Here is a 19,546-nt window from a genome sequence, read left to right as displayed (position 1 = left end):
AGCGAAGGATACATCTATTTAATGTTAAAGAAGGTGAAAATGAAACATGTTAACGGATTTGCACATAGCTGTAATTGGCGGTGATGCTAGGCAGCTTGAAGTCATTCGAAAATTAATTCAATTAGATGCAAAAACCTCTCTTATTGGTTTTGATCAGCTAGATCATGGTTTTACAGGTGCGACGAAATATCAGATAGAGGAGCTGGATTTTTCAGATGTTGACGCCATCATCCTTCCAGTGCCTGGAACAAATCACGAAGGGCAAGTAGATACTATTTTTTCAAATGAAAAAGTAGTATTGACTGAAGAAATACTTAAAAAAACGCCTGAGCACTGCATTATTTATTCTGGTATTAGCAATGGGTATTTAAACGAATTAGTCAAAACGACAAACCGTAAACTCGTTCAGCTATTTGAGCGTGATGATGTAGCAATTTATAACTCTATTCCTACTGTTGAAGGTACCATCATGCTTGTTATTCAACATACGGATTTTACCATTCACGGTTCAAATATTTCTGTCCTAGGTTTAGGAAGAGTAGGAATGAGCGTGGCGAGGTCCTTTGCTGCACTTGGTGCCAATGTAAAAGTAGGAGCTAGAAAATCTGAACATTTAGCACGTATTGCTGAAATGGGTTTGCAGCCTTTCTATCTTTCTGAACTCGATAAAGAAATTGCTGATAGTGATATATGTATTAACACCATTCCATACCCCATCTTAACGGCTAAGACATTATCTAATGTCCCGACCCACGCGCTCATTATTGATTTAGCTTCAAAGCCTGGAGGAACCGATTTCCGCTATGCAGAAAAACGAGGAATTAAAGCTATTTTAGCACCTGGTCTTCCAGGGATTGTGGCTCCAAAAACAGCAGGTCAGATTGTCGCTAATGTATTAGTGAATTTATTAAAAGACGCTGCGGATGCGAGAGAGGAGAAAAAATAATGTCATTAAAAGGTAAAAGAATAGGATTCGGCTTGACCGGATCTCACTGTACGTATGATGCGGTTATGCCAGAAATTGAAAAGCTTGTTAATTTGGGAGCAGAAGTGTTACCGGTTGTTTCTTACACTGTACAATCCACAAATACTCGTTTTGGAGATGGAGAAGACTGGGTGAAGAAAATTGAGGAATTAACAGGTCACGCCGTCATCAATACAATTGTAAAAGCAGAGCCTCTAGGACCAAAGATTCCGCTTGATTGTATGGTAGTTGCCCCAATCACTGGGAATACGATGAGTAAGTTTGCGAATGCAATGACTGAATCTCCGGTACTCATGGCAGCTAAAGCAACGCTTCGTAATAATAAGCCAGTGGTACTGGGAATTTCGACTAATGACGCACTAGGGCTAAATGGTGTAAACTTAATGAGGCTAATGGCGACTAAAAATATTTATTTTATTCCATTTGGTCAAGATGACCCGGTGCTTAAACCAAATTCAATGGTAGCGCGTATGACGATGTTATCAGACACGGTGTACGCAGCGCTTGAAGATAAACAGATTCAGCCTGTTATTGTCGAAAGGTTCCGCGACGGTCAAGAGTCATAGGACATATATGCCTCTTGCTGTTGTATGAATCTGTTCAATACTGCGGCTGTAAGAGAACTCTCAATCTCAAAGAAGAGAAGATTTTAAAAATCTTCTCTTCTTTGACGCAATGAAGCATAATAATATGTTAAAATAGTCAGTATATGCAGATAAATGTTGAGTAGTTGAAAATTGTTGGAGGCGGTATTAAAATGACAAGAGAATTACATGTAGCAGTAGTAGGAGCAACAGGTGCAGTAGGACAACAAATGATTAAAACCCTACAGGAGCGTAATTTTCCAGTTGGTAAATTAACGTTATTATCTTCAGCTCGTTCAGCTGGTAAAAAAGTGTTGTTTAACGGAGAAGAAGTTGTTGTGCAAGAAGCAACTCCTGATAGCTTTGAAGGCGTAGACATTGCTTTATTCAGTGCAGGCGGCAGCATTTCAAAAGCACTTGCACCAGAGGCAGTAAAACGCGGAGCAATCGTTGTAGACAACACAAGCGCTTATCGAATGGATGAAAATGTCCCGTTAGTTGTGCCGGAAGTGAACGAAGATGCATTACACGCACATAACGGAATCATTGCTAATCCAAACTGCTCTACAATTCAAATGGTAGCAGCATTACAGCCATTACGCGAAACATACGGCTTATCTAAAGTGCTAGTATCAACGTATCAAGCCGTTTCTGGAGCAGGTGCTGCTGCAATTAATGAATTAAAAGAACAAGCTAAAGCTATTTTAGAAGAAAAAGAGTTTACACCGGAAATTTTACCGGTTGGTGGAGATAAAAAACATTATCAAATTGCTTTTAATGCCATTCCGCAAATTGATAAATTTCAAGATAACGGTTTTACATTTGAAGAAATGAAAATGATTAATGAAACGAAAAAAATTATGAGCATGCCTGAATTGCCAGTAGCTGCTACTTGTGTTCGTCTACCGGTTGTAACAGGTCATTCAGAGTCAGTGTACATTGAAATTGAAAAAGACGGTGTAACGGTAGCTGATGTGAAAAATTTATTGGCTGATGCACCTGGTATCGTATTGCAAGATGATCCAGAAAATCAAGTATATCCAATGCCAGCAGACTGTGTAGGTAAACGAGATGTGTTTGTCGGCCGTATTCGTAAAGATTTAGATCGCGATAACGGTTTCCATATGTGGATCGTTTCTGATAACTTGTTAAAAGGTGCAGCTTGGAATTCTGTACAAATTGCAGAATCACTTATTAAGCTTAGCTTAGTAAAATAAGCGCAACCAGAGTGTCTCGGAACATGATGAGGTGTAAGTATGAAAATAATCGTCCAAAAATTTGGAGGAACTTCCGTTCGTAACGAAGAAGGAAGAGCAAGAGCAATCTATCATTTAAATAATGCATTAAGTGAGGGTTACAAAGTAGTCGTTGTTGTATCGGCAATGGGACGAAAAGGTGAACCGTATGCAACGGATACATTGCTTTCACTTGTTGATGGAAATAAAGCGTCTCTTAACAAACGTGAGCTTGATATGCTTATGGCATGCGGAGAATTAATTTCATCGGTTGTATTTACAAATTTATTAAACGAAAATGGGATTAAAGCTACAGCATTAAACGGTGCACAGGCAGGGTTTGTGACGAATGATGATTTTACCAATGCCAAGATACTAGAAATGAAATGCGACCGTTTGTTAAAAGAATTAGAAGAATATGATGTCGTTGTCGTAACAGGCTTTCAAGGGGCAACTGCTGAAGGTGATACAACAACGCTTGGACGCGGAGGTAGCGATACATCTGCTTCAGCGTTAGGTGCAGCCCTTATGGCTGATTACATTGACATTTTCACGGATGTAGAAGGTGTGATGACAGCGGACCCGCGTATTGTAGAAGATGCAAGACCGCTATCCGTTGTCACATATAACGAAATATGCAACATGGCTTATCAAGGTGCAAAAGTAGTTCACCCACGTGCCGTAGAGATCGCCATGCAAGCAAAAGTACCGATGCGCGTCCGTTCCACGTATGCTGATTCAGAAGGTACGCTCGTTACATCTCAAGGTGAAGCACAGCAGCGTGGAAGCGATGTGCAAGAACGCCTTGTAACAGGCATCGCCCACGTATCCAACGTGACTCAAATTAAAGTTTTTAGTAAAGAAGGCCATTATGATACGCAAGCAGAGGTATTCAAAGCAATGGCACAAGAAAAAATCAGCGTAGATTTTATCAATATTTCACCGAAGGGTGTTGTATATACGGTAACAGATGAAGCAACTGACAAAGCAATTGATGTGCTTCATGCGCTAGGGTATGAGCCGGCTGTTATTCGCAACTGTGCCAAAGTATCAACGGTTGGAGCAGGAATTGCAGGGGTGCCTGGTGTTACATCTAAAATTGTTACAGCTCTTTCTAGCGAAGGTATTCAGATTTTACAATCTGCTGACAGCCATACGACGATTTGGGTGCTTGTAAAAGAAGAGGATTTAAAGAAAGCCGTTAATGCTCTTCATGGTGCCTTTGACTTGTCAAAAGCACCGCAAAAGAGATAAACTACATGTTCCGTTAGCTATAAGCTAACGGTTCATTACATGAATAGGGATAATGCAATTTCAAGGAGTGAAAACATGATTGATTTTGGGAAAGTCGCAACAGCGATGGTAACGCCTTTTGATCATAAAGGAAATATTGATTTTGAAAAAACAACGCAGCTTATTAACTATTTAATCAGCAACGGTTCAGATGCGTTGGTTATTGCAGGAACAACGGGTGAATCTCCTACGCTTTCAACAGAAGAAAAGCTGGCGCTGTTCCGCCACTCAGTAAAGGTAGTAGATGGCCGTGTACCTGTTGTTGCAGGTACAGGAAGCAATAATACGTATGCATCAATTGAATTAACGAAAAAGGCAGAAGAAATCGGCGTAGATGCGATTATGATTGTAGCACCTTATTATAACAAGCCGAATCAGGAAGGCTTATATCAGCACTTTAAAACAATTGCTGAAAGTACAGAGCTGCCTGTCATGTTATACAATATTCCAGGGCGATCCGTGATCAATATGTCTGTGGATACAATTGTACGCCTAGCTGAACTGCCAAATGTTGTAGCGTTAAAAGATGCAAGCGGCGACCTTGACGCAATGACAGCTATTATCGCACAAACAAGCGATGATTTTGCTTTATACAGCGGTGATGATGGCTTAACACTGCCGGTATTAGCAATTGGAGGAACTGGGATTATTTCTGTTGCCTCTCACGTTATTGGAAATGAAATGCAAGAGATGGTTAAGCTGTATGAGTCAGGAAATCCGAAAGAAGCAGCAAAAATTCATCAGCGTATTGTACCTGTGATGAAATCTCTTTTTGCGGCTCCAAGTCCAACGCCTGTTAAAACAGCTTTACAGCTAAAAGGGTTAGACGTAGGATCGGTACGATTACCTTTAGTTCCGTTAACGGAAGAAGAACGCCAAACGTTAGTCAGCACATTAAATACGCTATAAGCTATAAGTATGTTTTTAAACGTCTCTTCATTGACCGTATATACGAGTTGATGAAGAGACGTTTTTTTCTTATAAGATAACAGAAGAGCAGATGACGGAAATAGACGAATGAAATTTCTTGTATTCCAATTCTTACTTCAGTTATAATGTAAGCAAATGAAATTGTACGGGTGAAAGTAAGTAGGAGGAACTTATGGTACTAGAAAAGACAGAAAATATTAAAATTTCAGCCTTGGGTGGAGTCGGAGAACTTGGAAAAAACATGTATGTGGTGGAAATCAATGAAAACATATATGTGTTAGATGCAGGGTCAAAGTTTCCGGGAGGGGAAATGTTAGGAATTGATATTGTCATTCCTGACATTACATATTTAGTAGAAAATCAGCAGAACGTAAAAGGCATTTTTGTTACTCATGGACACGAAGAGCAAATTGGGGCGATTCCCTTTATACTTCAAAAATTGGACGTGCCGGTATATGGTACAGAATTAACGCTAGCGCTTATCAAAGAAAAGTTAAAAGAGTATGGAATTAAAAAATATGAAGCTTTACATCCTATCACTTCGTCAACGGTTTTATCGTTTGAAGGAGTGGATATTTCATTTTTTAGAACGCAGCACAGTATACAAGATTCAGTCGGCATTTGTTTACAAACCAATCAAGGTGCGATTGTATATACAGGTGATTTTAAATTTGATCAAAACTCAGTCAGCATTCAAAGCGCTGATATTGGAAAAATGGCTGCCATTGGGGAAAAAGGCGTCCTGTGTTTGCTTTCAGACAGTACAAATGCGGATAAGCCAGGCTATACAGTTTCCGAGGCCGTCATCGGACAAAATATTACCGACGCTTTTTATAAAAGCAAAGGTCGAATCATTGTTGCTGCATACAGTTCCAATCTGCACCGTATTCAGCAAATTATTCATGCCGCATATCAGCATGGCCGTAACCTGATCGTTATGGAAAAGAGTATGCTGAAAATTATTGATATTGCAGCAAAACTTGGACATTTGCAGCTGCCTGAGGATTTAATTGTTCCTGTGCAAAAGCTAAAGGATCTTTCAGAACATGAAACGGTTATTTTAACAACAGGTCATCACGGAGAGCCGATTTCAGGTCTTACTCGAATGGCTAGACAGTCCCATAAATTGATTCAAATCAAACAAGATGACACGGTCCTGCTGGCTGCTACACCCGTGGCGGGGCACGAAACGACCTTTTCAAAAACAATTGACGTCATCTTTCGTTTAGGAGCAAGCGTAGTGTTTGCTCAGAAGAAAGTGCAGGCTTCCGGACACGGCAGTCAAGAAGAACTAAAATTTATGATTAACTTAACAAAGCCGAAATATGTCATGCCTGTGAATGGAGAGTACCGAAAACAAAAAGCTTATGCAAAGCTAGCCGGTCAATTAGGAATATCAGAAGATCATATTTGTTTGCTTGAAAAAGGTGAGCGAGTTGAGTTTAAAGATGCTCGCATGTACCCTAGCGGTTCTATTCAAGCGGGAAATACGCTCATTGATGGACTAGGAGTCGGCGATATTGGGAATATCGTTCTGAGGGATCGCAGGCTGCTGTCACAGGACGGAATCTTAACGGTAGTAGTTACGATTAATAAACGTCAAAAAACAGTAGTAGCGGGGCCAGAAATCATCTCCCGAGGCTTCGTCTATGTAAGAGAATCAGAAAAGCTTTTAGAAGAAGCAACGAAGATTGTTCAGCAAATTTTAGAAAAGTGTATGGAAGACAAAGTGATCGAGTGGTCTTCATTAAAATTAAAAATGAGAGAAAGTTTAAATCAATTTTTATATGAAAAAACCCGTCGTAAACCGATGATTTTACCGATTATCATGGAAATCTAATGTGAAGCCTTCCCGCTGGGAAGGCTTTTTATTTGCAGCTGATGCGGATGTAATAACTATGAGAAGTTCATACTACTACTATCAATAAGTGAAAGGAGCTAGAATATGTTTGAAAATAACGAAAGATTACATTCTGATGAAGCGCCTCAGCAGCCTAATAAAAATGAAGAAAGCAAGGGCGGAATATTAGATAAAATTCAACAATTGGGACAGACCAACGTGGCTCAGCTTCCTCAGGATTCTAATATTCACTGTTTAACGATTGTAGGACAAATCGAAGGGCACATGCAGCTGCCTCCTCAAAATAAAACGACAAAATATGAGCATGTCATCCCGCAAATTGTGGCGATTGAACAAAATCCAAAAATTGAAGGATTGCTTATTATTTTGAATACAGTAGGTGGAGATGTAGAAGCAGGTCTTGCCATTGCGGAAATGATTGCTTCGTTATCCAAGCCTTCTGTGTCCATTGTGCTAGGAGGCGGACATTCAATCGGTGTTCCAATTGCGGTTTCAACTGATTATTCGTATATTGCCGGTACAGCGACCATGACCATTCATCCCATTCGCTTAACGGGTCTTGTTATTGGTGTACCGCAAACATTCGAATACTTAGATAAAATGCAAGAGCGCGTGATTAACTTTGTGAGAGAACACTCTCATATTTCAGAAGAAAAGTTTAAAGAACTTATGTTTTCAAAAGGGAACTTAACGCGTGATATCGGGACAAATGTAGTTGGCGGAGATGCTGTTTCATACGGGTTAATTAACGAAGTAGGCGGAGTTGCTCAAGCAATCAAAAAATTGAATGAACTGATTGAGCAAGGACGTCAGAATGAGGAGCAGCTGCTGCAATGATTTTATATACAATGATGCCACAAGAACTGATTTTTCAGCAGTCTTATCATCAAGAACAATCTCAGCCAAAGCTTATTAATCATAATGGAATCCCGGTTATCGTTGAAGAAAATGAACAAAAACAACAGCAAATTGTGAGGGTTTTAAGCACGAATCCTCAAGATTATTTGAATGAAAATTATTATCCTGGTCAAATTTTGTCGTAAGGATTTCAGTATAATTATGGTGAATATGGTATAATGAATATGACGAAGAAGGCAGCCGCTGTATTGGCTGCTTTTTTATTCAACTGATAAAAGAAACAAAATCAACATAGGGTGTTGGACGTTGATTGGAGTGGAAAAATGGCAAAGAAAAAACGAAGAGGTCAAATAAAAAAGGATGAATGGAAACGCATATTGCGCTTTGAGCTTATTGGCTTATTTTTATTAGCGTTAACGTTAATTGCCATGGCAGGACTCGGTGCTGTAGGACAGGCTCTTGTACTCGTGGTCCGCTTATTTATTGGCGAATGGTATATGCTGTGTTTAATCGGAATGGTTATTCTATCTGTTTATATTATTTGGAAAAGAGAAATGCCTCCTTTAGTGACGCGGCAGCTTATCGGTACATACCTCATTATTTTATCTATTTTACTGTTTAGTCACGTGACGTTATTTGAAAATTTATCGAAAAACGGAACGTTTACAGATCCATCTGTCATTATGAATACGTGGGATTTGTATATGCTCGAAGCAACGGGACAATCGAATCACAGTGATTTAGGGGGAGGGATGATAGGAGCTATTATGTTTGCCATGTTCTACTATCTGTTTGATAGCTTAGGAACAGAACTTATCGCTGCCTTGCTTATTGTGATTGGGGTACTGCTCATTACCGGACGTTCGCTTCACGAAACGGTATTAAAACTTCTGTCACCTCTAGTTAATTTTTTAACAACGGAGTTAAAAGAAGGCTGGCAAGATATTCAGACGTGGAAACATAAGAAGAAAAAAGCCCCTAAAACAACAAAAAAGAGACGCCAAGAAAAAGCTGTTCAAGAACCTGAAGAAAGCGTGGAAATAGAAGTGGAAGCACCTTCGCCTCCAATTATTGAACACTTTGATTATGGAGAGGAAGAGTCTAGTCAATCTCCTGCTGCTCCTATAGCTCCGGCGCCTCCGGTTATGGAATCGAAGCCTGTAGCTGCTGCACCGCAACAGCCAAGGCCGCAAAAGGAACAGGAAGAAGAAAAAGCTCCTATGATTACCTTTACTGAAACGGAAAATAAAGAGTATGAGCTTCCTCCTATCAAGCTATTGACGATGCCAAAGAAAAGTAACCAGGCAAAAGAGCATAAAAACATTTATAAAAATGCCGAAAAGCTTGAAAAAACGTTTCAAAGTTTCGGCGTAAAAGCAAAAGTGGCAAAAGTTCACCTTGGACCAGCTGTTACAAAATATGAAGTATATCCTGATGTAGGAGTAAAAGTAAGTAAGATTGTCAATTTAAGTGATGATTTAGCACTTGCATTAGCTGCCAAAGATATTCGGATTGAAGCTCCAATTCCCGGGAAATCAGCGGTAGGAATTGAAGTGCCGAACGAAGAAGTAGCGATGGTTTCACTTAGAGAAGTACTTGAAGCGACTGAAAATAACCGACCTGATAAAAAGCTATTAGTTGGTTTAGGAAGAGATATTTCAGGCGAAGCTGTGCTAGCAGAGCTTAATAAAATGCCTCATATGCTTGTAGCAGGGGCAACAGGAAGCGGAAAAAGTGTGTGTATCAACGGTATTATTATTAGTATTTTAATGAGAACAAAGCCTCATGAAGTAAAATTAATGATGATTGACCCTAAAATGGTTGAGTTGAATATGTACAATGGTATTCCGCATTTATTGGCTCCTGTCGTAACAGATCCGAAAAAAGCTTCTCAAGCATTAAAGAAAGTTGTAAGTGAGATGGAGCGACGTTATGAGTTGTTCTCACACAGCGGAACGAGAAACATTGAAGGATATAACGATTTAGTAAAACGTATGAATGATGATGGAGACGCCGATGCAAAACAGCCGACTCTTCCTTATATTGTGGTGATTGTTGATGAGTTGGCTGACTTGATGATGGTTGCTTCATCTGACGTCGAAGATTCGATCACACGTCTTGCTCAAATGGCTCGTGCTGCCGGCATTCATTTGATTATTGCTACACAGCGACCATCAGTAGATGTTATTACTGGAGTTATTAAAGCAAACATTCCTTCCCGAATCGCTTTTAGTGTATCTTCACAAACTGACTCTCGTACGATCCTAGATATGGGAGGAGCTGAGAAGCTTCTAGGAAGAGGAGATATGCTGTTTATGCCTGTTGGAGCTTCAAAACCTGTGCGTGTGCAAGGTGCCTTTTTATCAGATGAAGAAGTAGAAGAGATTGTTGATTTTGTAATTGCACAGCAAAAAGCACAGTATCAAGAAGAAATGATTCCAACAGATGCCCCTGAACAAGTCGATGATTTTGCAGATGAGCTATATGACGAAGCGGTTCAGCTTGTGGCAGAAATGCAAACAGCTTCTGTTTCTATGCTGCAGCGACGCTTTCGAATTGGCTATAACCGGGCTGCACGTTTAATCGATGCGATGGAAGATCGTGGAGTGGTTGGGCCTTACGAAGGAAGTAAGCCGCGTTCGGTGCTGATTTCTCAGCAAAATGAAGATGTTGGATCTTAATAAGGTTATTAGAAAAGATGGAGCTGGGACAAAAGTATTTTAGCCTAAGTGAAAAACGAATCACTAATCAACATGTCTGATTAGCGGTTCGTTTTTTTTGTTAGGGTGAATATAGGTTTCATCCGTTTCGTTCCTTCTAGCAGTTGACTGAAAGACAAGGTGAAGACTCCTGCGGGAAAAGCGTAAGCGACGAGGAGGCCCATTGCCCGCCCGTGGAAACCGAAGTCTTGCACGGAAATCAACTGCGGTGTCGCAAGCGTTTCAGCTCATGTATCTTATTTGTTTGTCTTTAGATTGGATTCATTTCGTTATGTCTCAACCTCATTTTTTTATGGAAGAAGGGACGGTAAGAATAGTATTATACAAAAATATGTCATGCTAAATAAATAAAATAAAAACGAATATTAAAAAATTTAATGACTAAAATGTTTGGGTTTTATCTAATATTAGAAGAAAAGTAGGTTGTTAGGTATGCTGACATTAAAAAATAACAAAAATTCATTTTTTTAAAAAAATATTAAAAATTTTAACAAAAAATTAATATAACCTATTTATTTATCTGTCGAAAAATGATATATTATTTTCGATTAAGTAGTCGAACATCAGAGGTCTGATGACTTTTTAATATGGAGGAAGAGTGATGTCTATACGTGCGGATAATCGGCACTTGTATTTACAAGTGATTGATAAAATTAAACAAAATATAGAAAAAGGAATTTTTAAAGAAAAGGAAAGACTCCCTTCAGAGTTTGATTTATCAAAGCAGCTAGGGGTTAGCCGCGCAACGCTACGTGAGGCACTTCGCATATTAGAAGAAGAGAATATTATTGTTCGCAGACACGGCGTGGGAACATTTGTCAACACGAAGCCTACTTTTTTGTCAGGGATTGAGCAATTAAATAGTATAACACATATGATTGAACAAGCTGGTATGAAGGCCGGAACAATCTTCTTATCTTCTCAAATACAAGAGTTGTCTGAAAATGATTTAACACGTTTTGCTTGCGGGGAAGACGAACAGATTTTATTTGTTGAACGGGTGAGAACGGCAAACGGAGAGCCTGTTGTATATTGCATGGACAAGGTTCCTCAAAAAATATTGCCTGAAAATTTCGAATATAAACAGGAATCTTTGCTAGAAATTCTTGAAAAACAAGCAGGAAAGCACATTTCATACGCCGTGGCAAATATTGAGCCTCTAGGCTATCATGAAAAAGTTTCTCCTATTTTACAATGCGAGCCAGAAACCGCTTTGCTTGTGCTGAAACAAATGCATTATGACCAGTATGATGAACCCATTTTATATTCCATCAATTATTTTAAAGCAGATCAATTTAGTTTCCAAGTACTGCGTAAACGCGTCTAGTTTTTTTATGGTTAAATGTCAGAAAATTTACAACTATTTAACATTGTCCTTTTAAGGAGGTGTCAAATGTAGGTCACAGGGACGAAATAGAAAATTGGCTTTATACTTTTAAAACTATTCAGGGGGTTAAAACATGTTAAAACGTAAAACGGGACTTGCATTATCACTAGTATTAGCGGCAGGAACACTTTTAAGCGCGTGTGGCTCAAACGACGCAGATAAGAGCAGCGGAGATAAAAAAGCAGCGGATTTTAAAGTGGGAATGGTAACAGATACGGGCGGGGTAGATGATAAATCGTTTAACCAATCTGCTTGGGAAGGTCTAACAAAGTTTGGGAAAGACAACGGACTTGATGAAGGGACTGGATACAAATATTTGCAGTCTACAAAAGCATCTGAATACGAGAGCAACCTTTCTAAATTTGCTGAGAGTGGCTACAACTTGACGTATGGAATTGGCTTTTTGTTAAAAGAAGACATTAAAAAAGCAGCAAAGCAGTATCCAGATGCTAACTTTGCATTAGTAGACGATACGTTAAAATCAGAAAACTTAGATAACGTGGCGAGCATTCTATTTAAAGAAGAGCAGGGCTCTTTCTTAGTAGGTGTAGTGGCAGCGAAACAAACGAAAACGAACAAAATCGGCTTTATCGGAGGCGTTGAATCTCCATTAATCAAGAAGTTTGAAAACGGATTTAAAGCAGGTGTTAAATCTGTAAACCCAGACGCTGAAGTTATTTCTCAATACGCGGAAAGTTTTAACTCTCCAGAAAAAGGCTCAGCTATCGCTTCTACCATTTACAGCAAAGGCGCTGATATTATTTATCAAGCGGCTGGCGGTACTGGAAACGGCGTATTTACAGAAGCTAAAAACCGTTCAAAAGGCGGTAAAGACAAAAAGGTTTGGGTAATTGGAGTTGATCGCGATCAGCATGAAGAAGGTATGCCTGAAAACGTAACGTTAACTTCGATGGTAAAACGCGTTGACCTGGCTGTAGAAGATGTTGCAAAACAAGCAATGGACGACAAATTCCCAGGCGGTAAAGAGGTTGTGTTTGGCTTAAAAGAAGACGGAGTGGGAATTGCTCCATCACAAGATAATGTAAGCAAAGATGCGTTAAAAGCAGTTGATGAGTATAAGCAAAAAATTCTAGACGGTGACATTACAGTGCCTCAAACGGATAAAGAATTTAAAGAGTTTGAAAAAACGCTTAAAAAATAAGCTGATATCTGTTAAGCAATGATTATATAAGTATAAAAGGCTAGTGAAAACTAGCCTTTTTCATAGCCAAAAAACGGAAGACAGAATCCTGTAGCAGGCAGGAATAGGGAGTGAAAGTAGTGGAATATGTTATTGAAATGCTAGATATTCACAAAGAGTTTCCCGGTATTGTCGCTAATGACAATATTACACTCCAAGTGAAAAAGGGAGAAATTCATGCTTTGTTAGGAGAAAATGGTGCAGGTAAGTCAACGCTGATGAACGTTTTATTTGGGCTTTATCAGCCTGAAAAAGGGCAGATTCGTGTAAACGGCCAAGAAGTCAAAATCACGGACCCTAACGTAGCGAATGACTTAGGAATTGGAATGGTTCATCAGCATTTTATGCTTGTTCAAAACTTTACAGTCACAGAAAATATTATTCTTGGGAACGAACCGACGCGAACGGGGAAAATCAATATTAAAAAAGCAGCTCAAGATATTCAAGAGCTTTCAAATCAATATGGATTATCGGTAGATCCATATGCGAAGATTCAAGATATCTCAGTTGGCATGCAGCAGCGAGTGGAAATTTTAAAGACGCTTTACAGAGGAGCCGACATTCTTATTTTTGATGAACCTACTGCCGCCTTAACACCTCAGGAAATTACGGAATTAATTCAAATTATGAAAAAATTAATTCAAGAAGGAAAGTCGATTATTTTAATTACGCATAAATTAAAAGAAATTATGTCAGTGTGTGACCGCTGTACAATTATTCGAAAAGGTGTTGGGGTTGGTACGGTAAATGTGCAAGAGACCAACCCTGATGAACTTGCTGCTTTAATGGTAGGAAGAGAAGTACATTTTAAAACTGAAAAGAAAACAGCGACTCCAAAAGAAGCTGTGTTAACAATAAAAGAATTAGTAGTAGAAGACAGCCGAGGAGTAGAGGCTGTAAGTTCACTTGATCTAAGCGTTCGAGCAGGCGAAATTGTAGGCATCGCGGGTGTGGATGGAAATGGCCAAACAGAGCTGATTGAGGCAATTACGGGTCTAAGAAAAATAAAGTCGGGCTCGGTCACGTTAAAAAATCAAGAGTTGTCTACGTTATCCACGCGTAAAATTACGGAGTCAGGAGTAGGACATATTCCGCAGGATCGCCATAAGCACGGGCTTGTATTAGATTATACAATTGGTGAAAATATCGGTCTTCAAACGTATTATCAAAAGCCGATGTCTAAATCAGGTATTTTGAATTATAAAGAGCTGTATAAAAAAGCAAAAGAGTTAATTGCAGAATATGATGTGCGAACCCCTAGTGAATATACGCAAGCGCGATCGCTATCGGGCGGAAATCAGCAAAAAGCCATTATTGCCCGTGAAGTAGACCGCAGTCCGGAACTATTAATTGCAGCTCAGCCAACGAGGGGGCTGGATGTAGGAGCCATTGAATTTATTCATAAAAAGCTGATTGAAGAACGAGATAAAGGACGGGCAGTGCTGCTCGTTTCGCTAGAACTAGATGAAGTAATGAATCTAAGCGATCGCATTGCGGTTATTTATGAAGGGAAAATAGTTGACATTGTAGATCCAAAAGAAACGAATGAACAAGAGTTAGGTCTATTAATGGCAGGCGGTACGCGTGAGAAAGCGGGTGGAACAGCATGAATAAACTTGTGAAAAATGAACGTGTAATGATGATTTTGATCCCTGTTGTATCGGCCATATTAGGACTCATTGCCGGAGCGGTTATTATGTTACTAGGCGGCTATGATCCAATGCTTGGCTATCAATCTCTTTTTGACGGGATGTTTGGAACGCCAAAAGCCATTGGAGAAACGATTCGTGCCATGACTCCTCTTGCTCTGGCCGGTATTGCGGTTGCGTTTGCTTATAAAACCGGTCTCTTTAACATTGGAGTAGAAGGACAGCTTTTAGTTGGCTGGTTGGCTTCAGTATGGGTTGGGTATGCGTTTGATTTACCAGCAGTCATTCATATTCCTTTAGCTGTATTAGCAGCAGCTGCAGCTGGAGCAGTTTGGGCGTTTATTCCAGGATTTTTAAAAGCAAAATTTCATGTTCATGAAGTAATTGTTTCCATCATGATGAACTATATTGCTCTTTACACCACGAGCAGTTTAATCCGTACGTATTTATACGCGGGTAATGAAAAATCGTATGATATTAAAGAATCGGCATCTTTAGCATCAAGCTTTTTAGCACAGTTAACCAATAACTCCCGCCTTCATTACGGCATTCTTATTACCATCGCTGCAGCCGTCGTAATGTGGTTTATTTTGAATAAAACAGCTAAGGGATTCGAGCTAAGAGCCGTTGGTTTTAATCAGCATGCTTCACAGTATGCAGGAATGAATGTAGGCCGAAACATTGTGTTATCCATGGCTATTTCAGGCGCTTTTGCCGGGCTTGCCGGAGCTATGGAAGGGCTTGGAACATTTCAATATATGGGCACATTCACTGCGTTTACGGGTACGGGATTTGACGGTATCGCCGTAGCCCTTTTAGGAGCTAACAGCGCAATTGGAATTTTATTAGCTTCATTCTTTTTCGGAGGACTGCAAACTGCGGCTCCTCAAATGAACTTTATGACAGGCGTACCGTCTGAATTAATTCAAATTGTCATTGCGCTTATTATCTTTTTTGTTGCATCTAGTTATTTAATTCGCTGGGTGCTTGGCCGTGCAGGCAAGGGGGGAGCAAAATGAACTTCTTAGAGGTGTTAGCCATTATTATTCCAGCGGCGCTTTATTCAGCTGCACCGCTTATCTTTACCGCGCTCGGAGGGATATTTAGTGAACGTTCCGGGGTCGTGAACATTGGATTAGAAGGGCTGATGATGTTTGGCGCGTTCACAGGTATTGTTTCAACCCTTTTACTTCAGGATTCATTAGGTGCTTGGGCCCCGTGGGTAGCAATAGTAATTGCGGCTGTTGTTTGCGCTGTGTTCTCACTGATTCATGCTGTTGCAAGCATTACATTAAAAGCAGATCAAACTGTAAGTGGTGTAGCCCTGAATTTTCTAGCTGCGGGTCTTTCAATCTTTTTAATCAAAAAGATTTTTGGGAAAGGACAAACAGATTTTATTCAATTCCGTATCGATAAAGTAAGTATTCCAGGTTTATCAGACATTCCAGTAATCGGTAAAATTCTGTTTTCGAACGTTCCTATTACGTCTTATATTGCGATTGCGCTAGCTTTTGCTGTATGGTACATCATTTATAAAACGCCGTTTGGTCTCCGTCTTCGTTCAGTTGGTGAACACCCAATGGCAGCAGACACGATGGGGATCAAAGTTGTGAGAATGCGTTACGTTGGCGTTATGATTTCCGGCATGTTCGCTGGAATCGGCGGAGCGGTGTATGCCACGTCTATCGCTACAAACTTTGCAGCGGGTACGATTGCTGGACAAGGGTTCCTTGCTATTGCGGCCATGATTTTCGGGAAGTGGCATCCTATTGGTGCTTTAGGTGCAGCCATGTTTTTCGGATTAGCACAGTCTTTGAGTATCACTGGAGCTCAGATTCCGGTTATTCAAGATATCCCATCCGTCCTTTTAACCATTGCACCGTACGTATTAACAATCTTAGCGCTTACTGGTTTTGTAGGACGTGCTGAGGCTCCTAAAGCGCTGGGCGTTCCTTATGAAAAAGGCCGCCGCTAATAAATCCTCTATACGAGGTCTAACAATGACTAAAGTTGGATAAATATAGAAGGTGGAGAAAAAGAAATCATATTCTTTTCTCCGCCTTTTTTTCATTGAGAGAAAGAATATGAAAAGAAATGAGGAAGCGCGCGGCAAGTTACTTGAAAATGTTTCCTTGAATTCGATATAGTGGTTATAAGACTAAAATTAGCGTTAAAGATTCAAAATAGAAGTATTGTCTAGTTAATACATCAAAATTTAAAAGGAGGTTTATATATGAAATTATTGACTGAACAAAAACATGAACTAGAAGGATTGACTGTTCATACCATTCAAACAGCTAAGTACAAAACAAACACGTTCATTTTAAAACTAAATGCCCCTTTAGATAAGAAAACGGTGACAATGCGTGCCCTTTTACCTTATGTGCTTCAAAGCGCTACCGAGTCGCTGCCGTCTACGACAAAGCTTCGTACATATTTAGATGAGCTTTATGGTGCTACTTTACAAGTAGACTTAACAAAAAAAGGTGATAACCACGATATTACGATTCGCATTGATATAGCGAATGAAAAATATTTGAAAGATTCAACTCCGCTTTTACAAAAAGCGTTAGCGCTTCTTGGCGATATTTTATTAAAGCCAGCAGTTGAAGGGGACTCTTTTTTAACGGATATTATGACAAAAGAAAAGCGTTCGCTTCGTCAGCGAATTCAAGCCGTATTTGATGATAAAATGCGCTATGCTAATTTAAGACTAGTTGAAGAAATGTGTAAGGAAGAACCTTACTCTTTACATGTAAACGGTCAAATTGACGATGTGGAAGAAATTACAGGTGAAAGTTTGTACGCTTATTATCAGCAGGTGTTAAAAGAAGATGCCATTCACCTTTATGCTATTGGAGATTTGCAAGTCGAAGAGGTTTTACAAACAGTAAAAGAAACATTTACTTTACCAAAGCGCGAGCAAAAAGACATTGAAGATTCTATCACGTCTAAAGAGATCTCAAACGTAAATGAAGTGGTGGAAAAACAAGAAGTCAAACAAGGGAAATTAAATATTGGCTATCGTACAAACGTTGTATACGGAGATAGACAGTATTTTGCTCTTCAAGTATTCAATGGGATATTCGGAGGGTTCTCACATTCCAAGCTATTTATTAACGTGCGTGAAAAAGCGAGCTTAGCTTACTATGCTGCTTCGAGAGTAGAGAGTCATAAAGGATTACTAATGGTCATGTCGGGTATTGATGCTAAAAATTACGACCAAGCTGTTACGATTATTAAAGAACAAATGCAGGAGATGAAACAAGGATCGTTTACAGACGGCGAAATCGCTCAAACGAAAGCCGTTATTCACAACCAACTGCTTGAAACGGTGGATACTCCACGAGGACTAGTAGAGGTTATGTATCATAATGAATTAACGGGTAAAGATATTTCAATTGATGAATACTTAAAGCATATTGATGCGGTATCTAAGCAGGAAATTATTAAAGTGGCTGAGAAAATTGAAATGGATACAATTTATTTCTTAACAGGAACGGGCGGTGAAGAAAATGGAGAAAATTGAATTTTCGCAGCTTCAAGAACAGCTGTATCATGAAAAAATGGATAACGGGCTGCAGGTATACATTTTGCCAAAACCGGAGTTTAACAAAACGTTTGCCACTTTTACAACAAACTACGGATCGATTGACAATCAATTTGTACCGCTAAATGAAAATGAAATGACAAAAGTTCCGGATGGAATTGCCCACTTTTTAGAGCATAAATTATTTGAAAAAGAAGACGGAGATGTCTTTCAGCAGTTTAGTAAACAAGGTGCTTCGGCCAATGCATTTACTTCTTTTACCCGCACAGCTTACTTATTCAGCTGTACATCTAACTTTGAAGAAAATCTTGAAACATTAGTGGACTTTGTACAAGAGCCGTACTTCTCAGAAAAAACGGTAGAAAAAGAAAAGGGCATTATCGGTCAAGAAATTACAATGTATGACGACAATCCGGACTGGCGCTTGTATTTTGGTACCATTCAAAATATGTACAAAAACCATCCTGTTAAAATTGATATTGCTGGCACGATCGAATCAATTTCACATATTAATAAAGATTTACTGTACACATGCTATGAAACGTTTTATCATCCGAGCAACATGCTGTTGTTCATTGTAGGTCCTGTTGATGCGGAAAAAGTAATGAAGCAAGTTCGAGACAATCAGCAGAAAAAAGATTATAAAGAAATCTCTGACATACAGCGTCATTTTGACGAAGAGCCTGAAACGGTGGATCAAGAAAAACAAGTATTAAAAATGCCGGTGCAGTCTTCGAAATGTATGGTGGGTCTAAAAGCGAAAAATCCGCAGCGTTCAGGCGGAGAAATGCTTAAATACGAGTTAGCAATGAATATCATTTTAGATTATGCATTTGGAAAAAGCTCTTCGTACTATGAGGAGTTGTATGCAGACGGACTCATTGATGAAACGTTTGCGTATGATTATACGGAGGAAAGAGGATTTGGTTTTGCTCTTATCGGAGGAGATACGGATCAACCGGAACAGCTGTATGATCGAGTTAAACAAATTTTACTTGAAATGAAAACAAAATCACTAACAGAAGAGGAACTTGAACGTATTCGTAAAAAGAAAATCGGCGGATTTTTACGTTCATTAAACTCACCTGAGTTTATCGCTAATCAGTTTACACGCTATGCGTTTAATGATATGAATTTATTTGATATTGTTGAAACGCTAGAAAAACTGAAGGTAAACGAAATAAAAGATGTGCTAAACGAGATTATTGATGAAAAGAACTTTACGGTTTGTGAAGTAGTACCTAAATAAAGATGATTGTTGCCAAAAAAGCTGATGTTCATCAGCTTTTTTGC

At 39.3% G+C, this 19,546-nt stretch carries 16 protein-coding genes; all 16 read left to right on the top strand.

Annotation, left to right across the window (positions count from 1 at the left end):
• Positions 1-46: 46 nt before the first annotated feature.
• Positions 47-946, top strand: coding sequence for a dipicolinic acid synthetase subunit A (gene dpaA / locus NST66_RS19960; RefSeq protein ID WP_013058826.1), 900 nt, complete (start codon positions 47-49; stop codon positions 944-946).
• The gene (locus tag NST66_RS19955) at positions 946-1,551 is read left to right on the top strand and encodes a dipicolinate synthase subunit B (RefSeq protein WP_013058825.1); all 606 of its coding nucleotides are present in this window, start codon (positions 946-948) and stop codon (positions 1,549-1,551) included. Before dpaA ends, NST66_RS19955 begins: the two co-directional genes overlap by 1 nt.
• A 191-nt stretch (positions 1,552-1,742) precedes the next feature.
• Complete coding sequence (gene asd / locus NST66_RS19950) at positions 1,743-2,786, top strand: aspartate-semialdehyde dehydrogenase (protein WP_013058824.1); 1,044 nt, start codon at positions 1,743-1,745, stop codon at positions 2,784-2,786.
• Between the two features lie 39 nt (positions 2,787-2,825).
• Positions 2,826-4,058 (top strand): aspartate kinase, encoded by a 1,233-nt coding sequence (gene dapG, locus NST66_RS19945; protein WP_028411393.1) that lies wholly within the window; start codon positions 2,826-2,828, stop codon positions 4,056-4,058.
• A 75-nt stretch (positions 4,059-4,133) separates the two neighbouring features.
• Positions 4,134-5,006, top strand: coding sequence for a 4-hydroxy-tetrahydrodipicolinate synthase (gene dapA, locus NST66_RS19940; protein WP_013058822.1), 873 nt, complete (start codon positions 4,134-4,136; stop codon positions 5,004-5,006).
• A gap of 193 nt (positions 5,007-5,199) precedes the next feature.
• Entirely contained in the window at positions 5,200-6,867 is a 1,668-nt protein-coding gene (locus tag NST66_RS19935) for a ribonuclease J (protein ID WP_034265208.1), read from the top strand.
• A gap of 105 nt (positions 6,868-6,972) precedes the next feature.
• Entirely contained in the window at positions 6,973-7,725 is a 753-nt protein-coding gene (locus NST66_RS19930) for a ClpP family protease (RefSeq protein WP_013058820.1), read from the top strand.
• Complete coding sequence (locus NST66_RS19925; RefSeq protein WP_028411391.1) at positions 7,722-7,931, top strand: YlzJ-like family protein; 210 nt, start codon at positions 7,722-7,724, stop codon at positions 7,929-7,931. The genes NST66_RS19930 and NST66_RS19925 overlap by 4 nt, the downstream gene beginning before the upstream one ends.
• 138 nt (positions 7,932-8,069) lie before the next feature.
• Positions 8,070-10,427 carry an FtsK/SpoIIIE family DNA translocase gene (locus tag NST66_RS19920; RefSeq protein WP_182029300.1) on the top strand — a complete coding sequence of 786 codons (2,358 nt, stop codon included), beginning with the start codon at positions 8,070-8,072 and terminating at the stop codon, positions 10,425-10,427.
• Positions 10,428-11,067: 640 nt separating this feature from the next.
• Complete coding sequence (locus NST66_RS19910) at positions 11,068-11,793, top strand: GntR family transcriptional regulator (protein ID WP_028411389.1); 726 nt, start codon at positions 11,068-11,070, stop codon at positions 11,791-11,793.
• A gap of 133 nt (positions 11,794-11,926) precedes the next feature.
• The gene (locus NST66_RS19905; RefSeq protein WP_028411388.1) at positions 11,927-13,015 is read left to right on the top strand and encodes a BMP family lipoprotein; all 1,089 of its coding nucleotides are present in this window, start codon (positions 11,927-11,929) and stop codon (positions 13,013-13,015) included.
• Between the two features lie 119 nt (positions 13,016-13,134).
• Entirely contained in the window at positions 13,135-14,664 is a 1,530-nt protein-coding gene (locus NST66_RS19900) for an ABC transporter ATP-binding protein (protein WP_340843662.1), read from the top strand.
• Complete coding sequence (locus NST66_RS19895; protein WP_014458483.1) at positions 14,661-15,722, top strand: ABC transporter permease; 1,062 nt, start codon at positions 14,661-14,663, stop codon at positions 15,720-15,722. The genes NST66_RS19900 and NST66_RS19895 overlap by 4 nt, the downstream gene beginning before the upstream one ends.
• On the top strand, positions 15,719-16,678 hold the full coding sequence (locus tag NST66_RS19890) for an ABC transporter permease (RefSeq protein WP_013084750.1): 960 nt from the start codon (positions 15,719-15,721) through the stop codon (positions 16,676-16,678). Before NST66_RS19895 ends, NST66_RS19890 begins: the two co-directional genes overlap by 4 nt.
• A 258-nt stretch (positions 16,679-16,936) precedes the next feature.
• Entirely contained in the window at positions 16,937-18,232 is a 1,296-nt protein-coding gene (gene yfmF, locus NST66_RS19885; protein WP_028411385.1) for an EF-P 5-aminopentanol modification-associated protein YfmF, read from the top strand.
• A complete protein-coding gene (gene yfmH, locus NST66_RS19880; protein WP_025750276.1) occupies positions 18,219-19,502 on the top strand; it encodes an EF-P 5-aminopentanol modification-associated protein YfmH in 1,284 nt (427 codons plus the stop codon). Before yfmF ends, yfmH begins: the two co-directional genes overlap by 14 nt.
• The last annotated feature ends 44 nt before the right edge of the window (positions 19,503-19,546 follow it).

The sequence above is a fragment of the Priestia sp. FSL W8-0524 genome (assembly GCF_038005965.1).
GTDB lineage: Bacteria > Bacillota > Bacilli > Bacillales > Bacillaceae_H > Priestia > Priestia zanthoxyli.
Note: the sequence above shows the minus strand (reverse complement) of the source record. Positions and strands in the feature narration are given on the sequence as shown.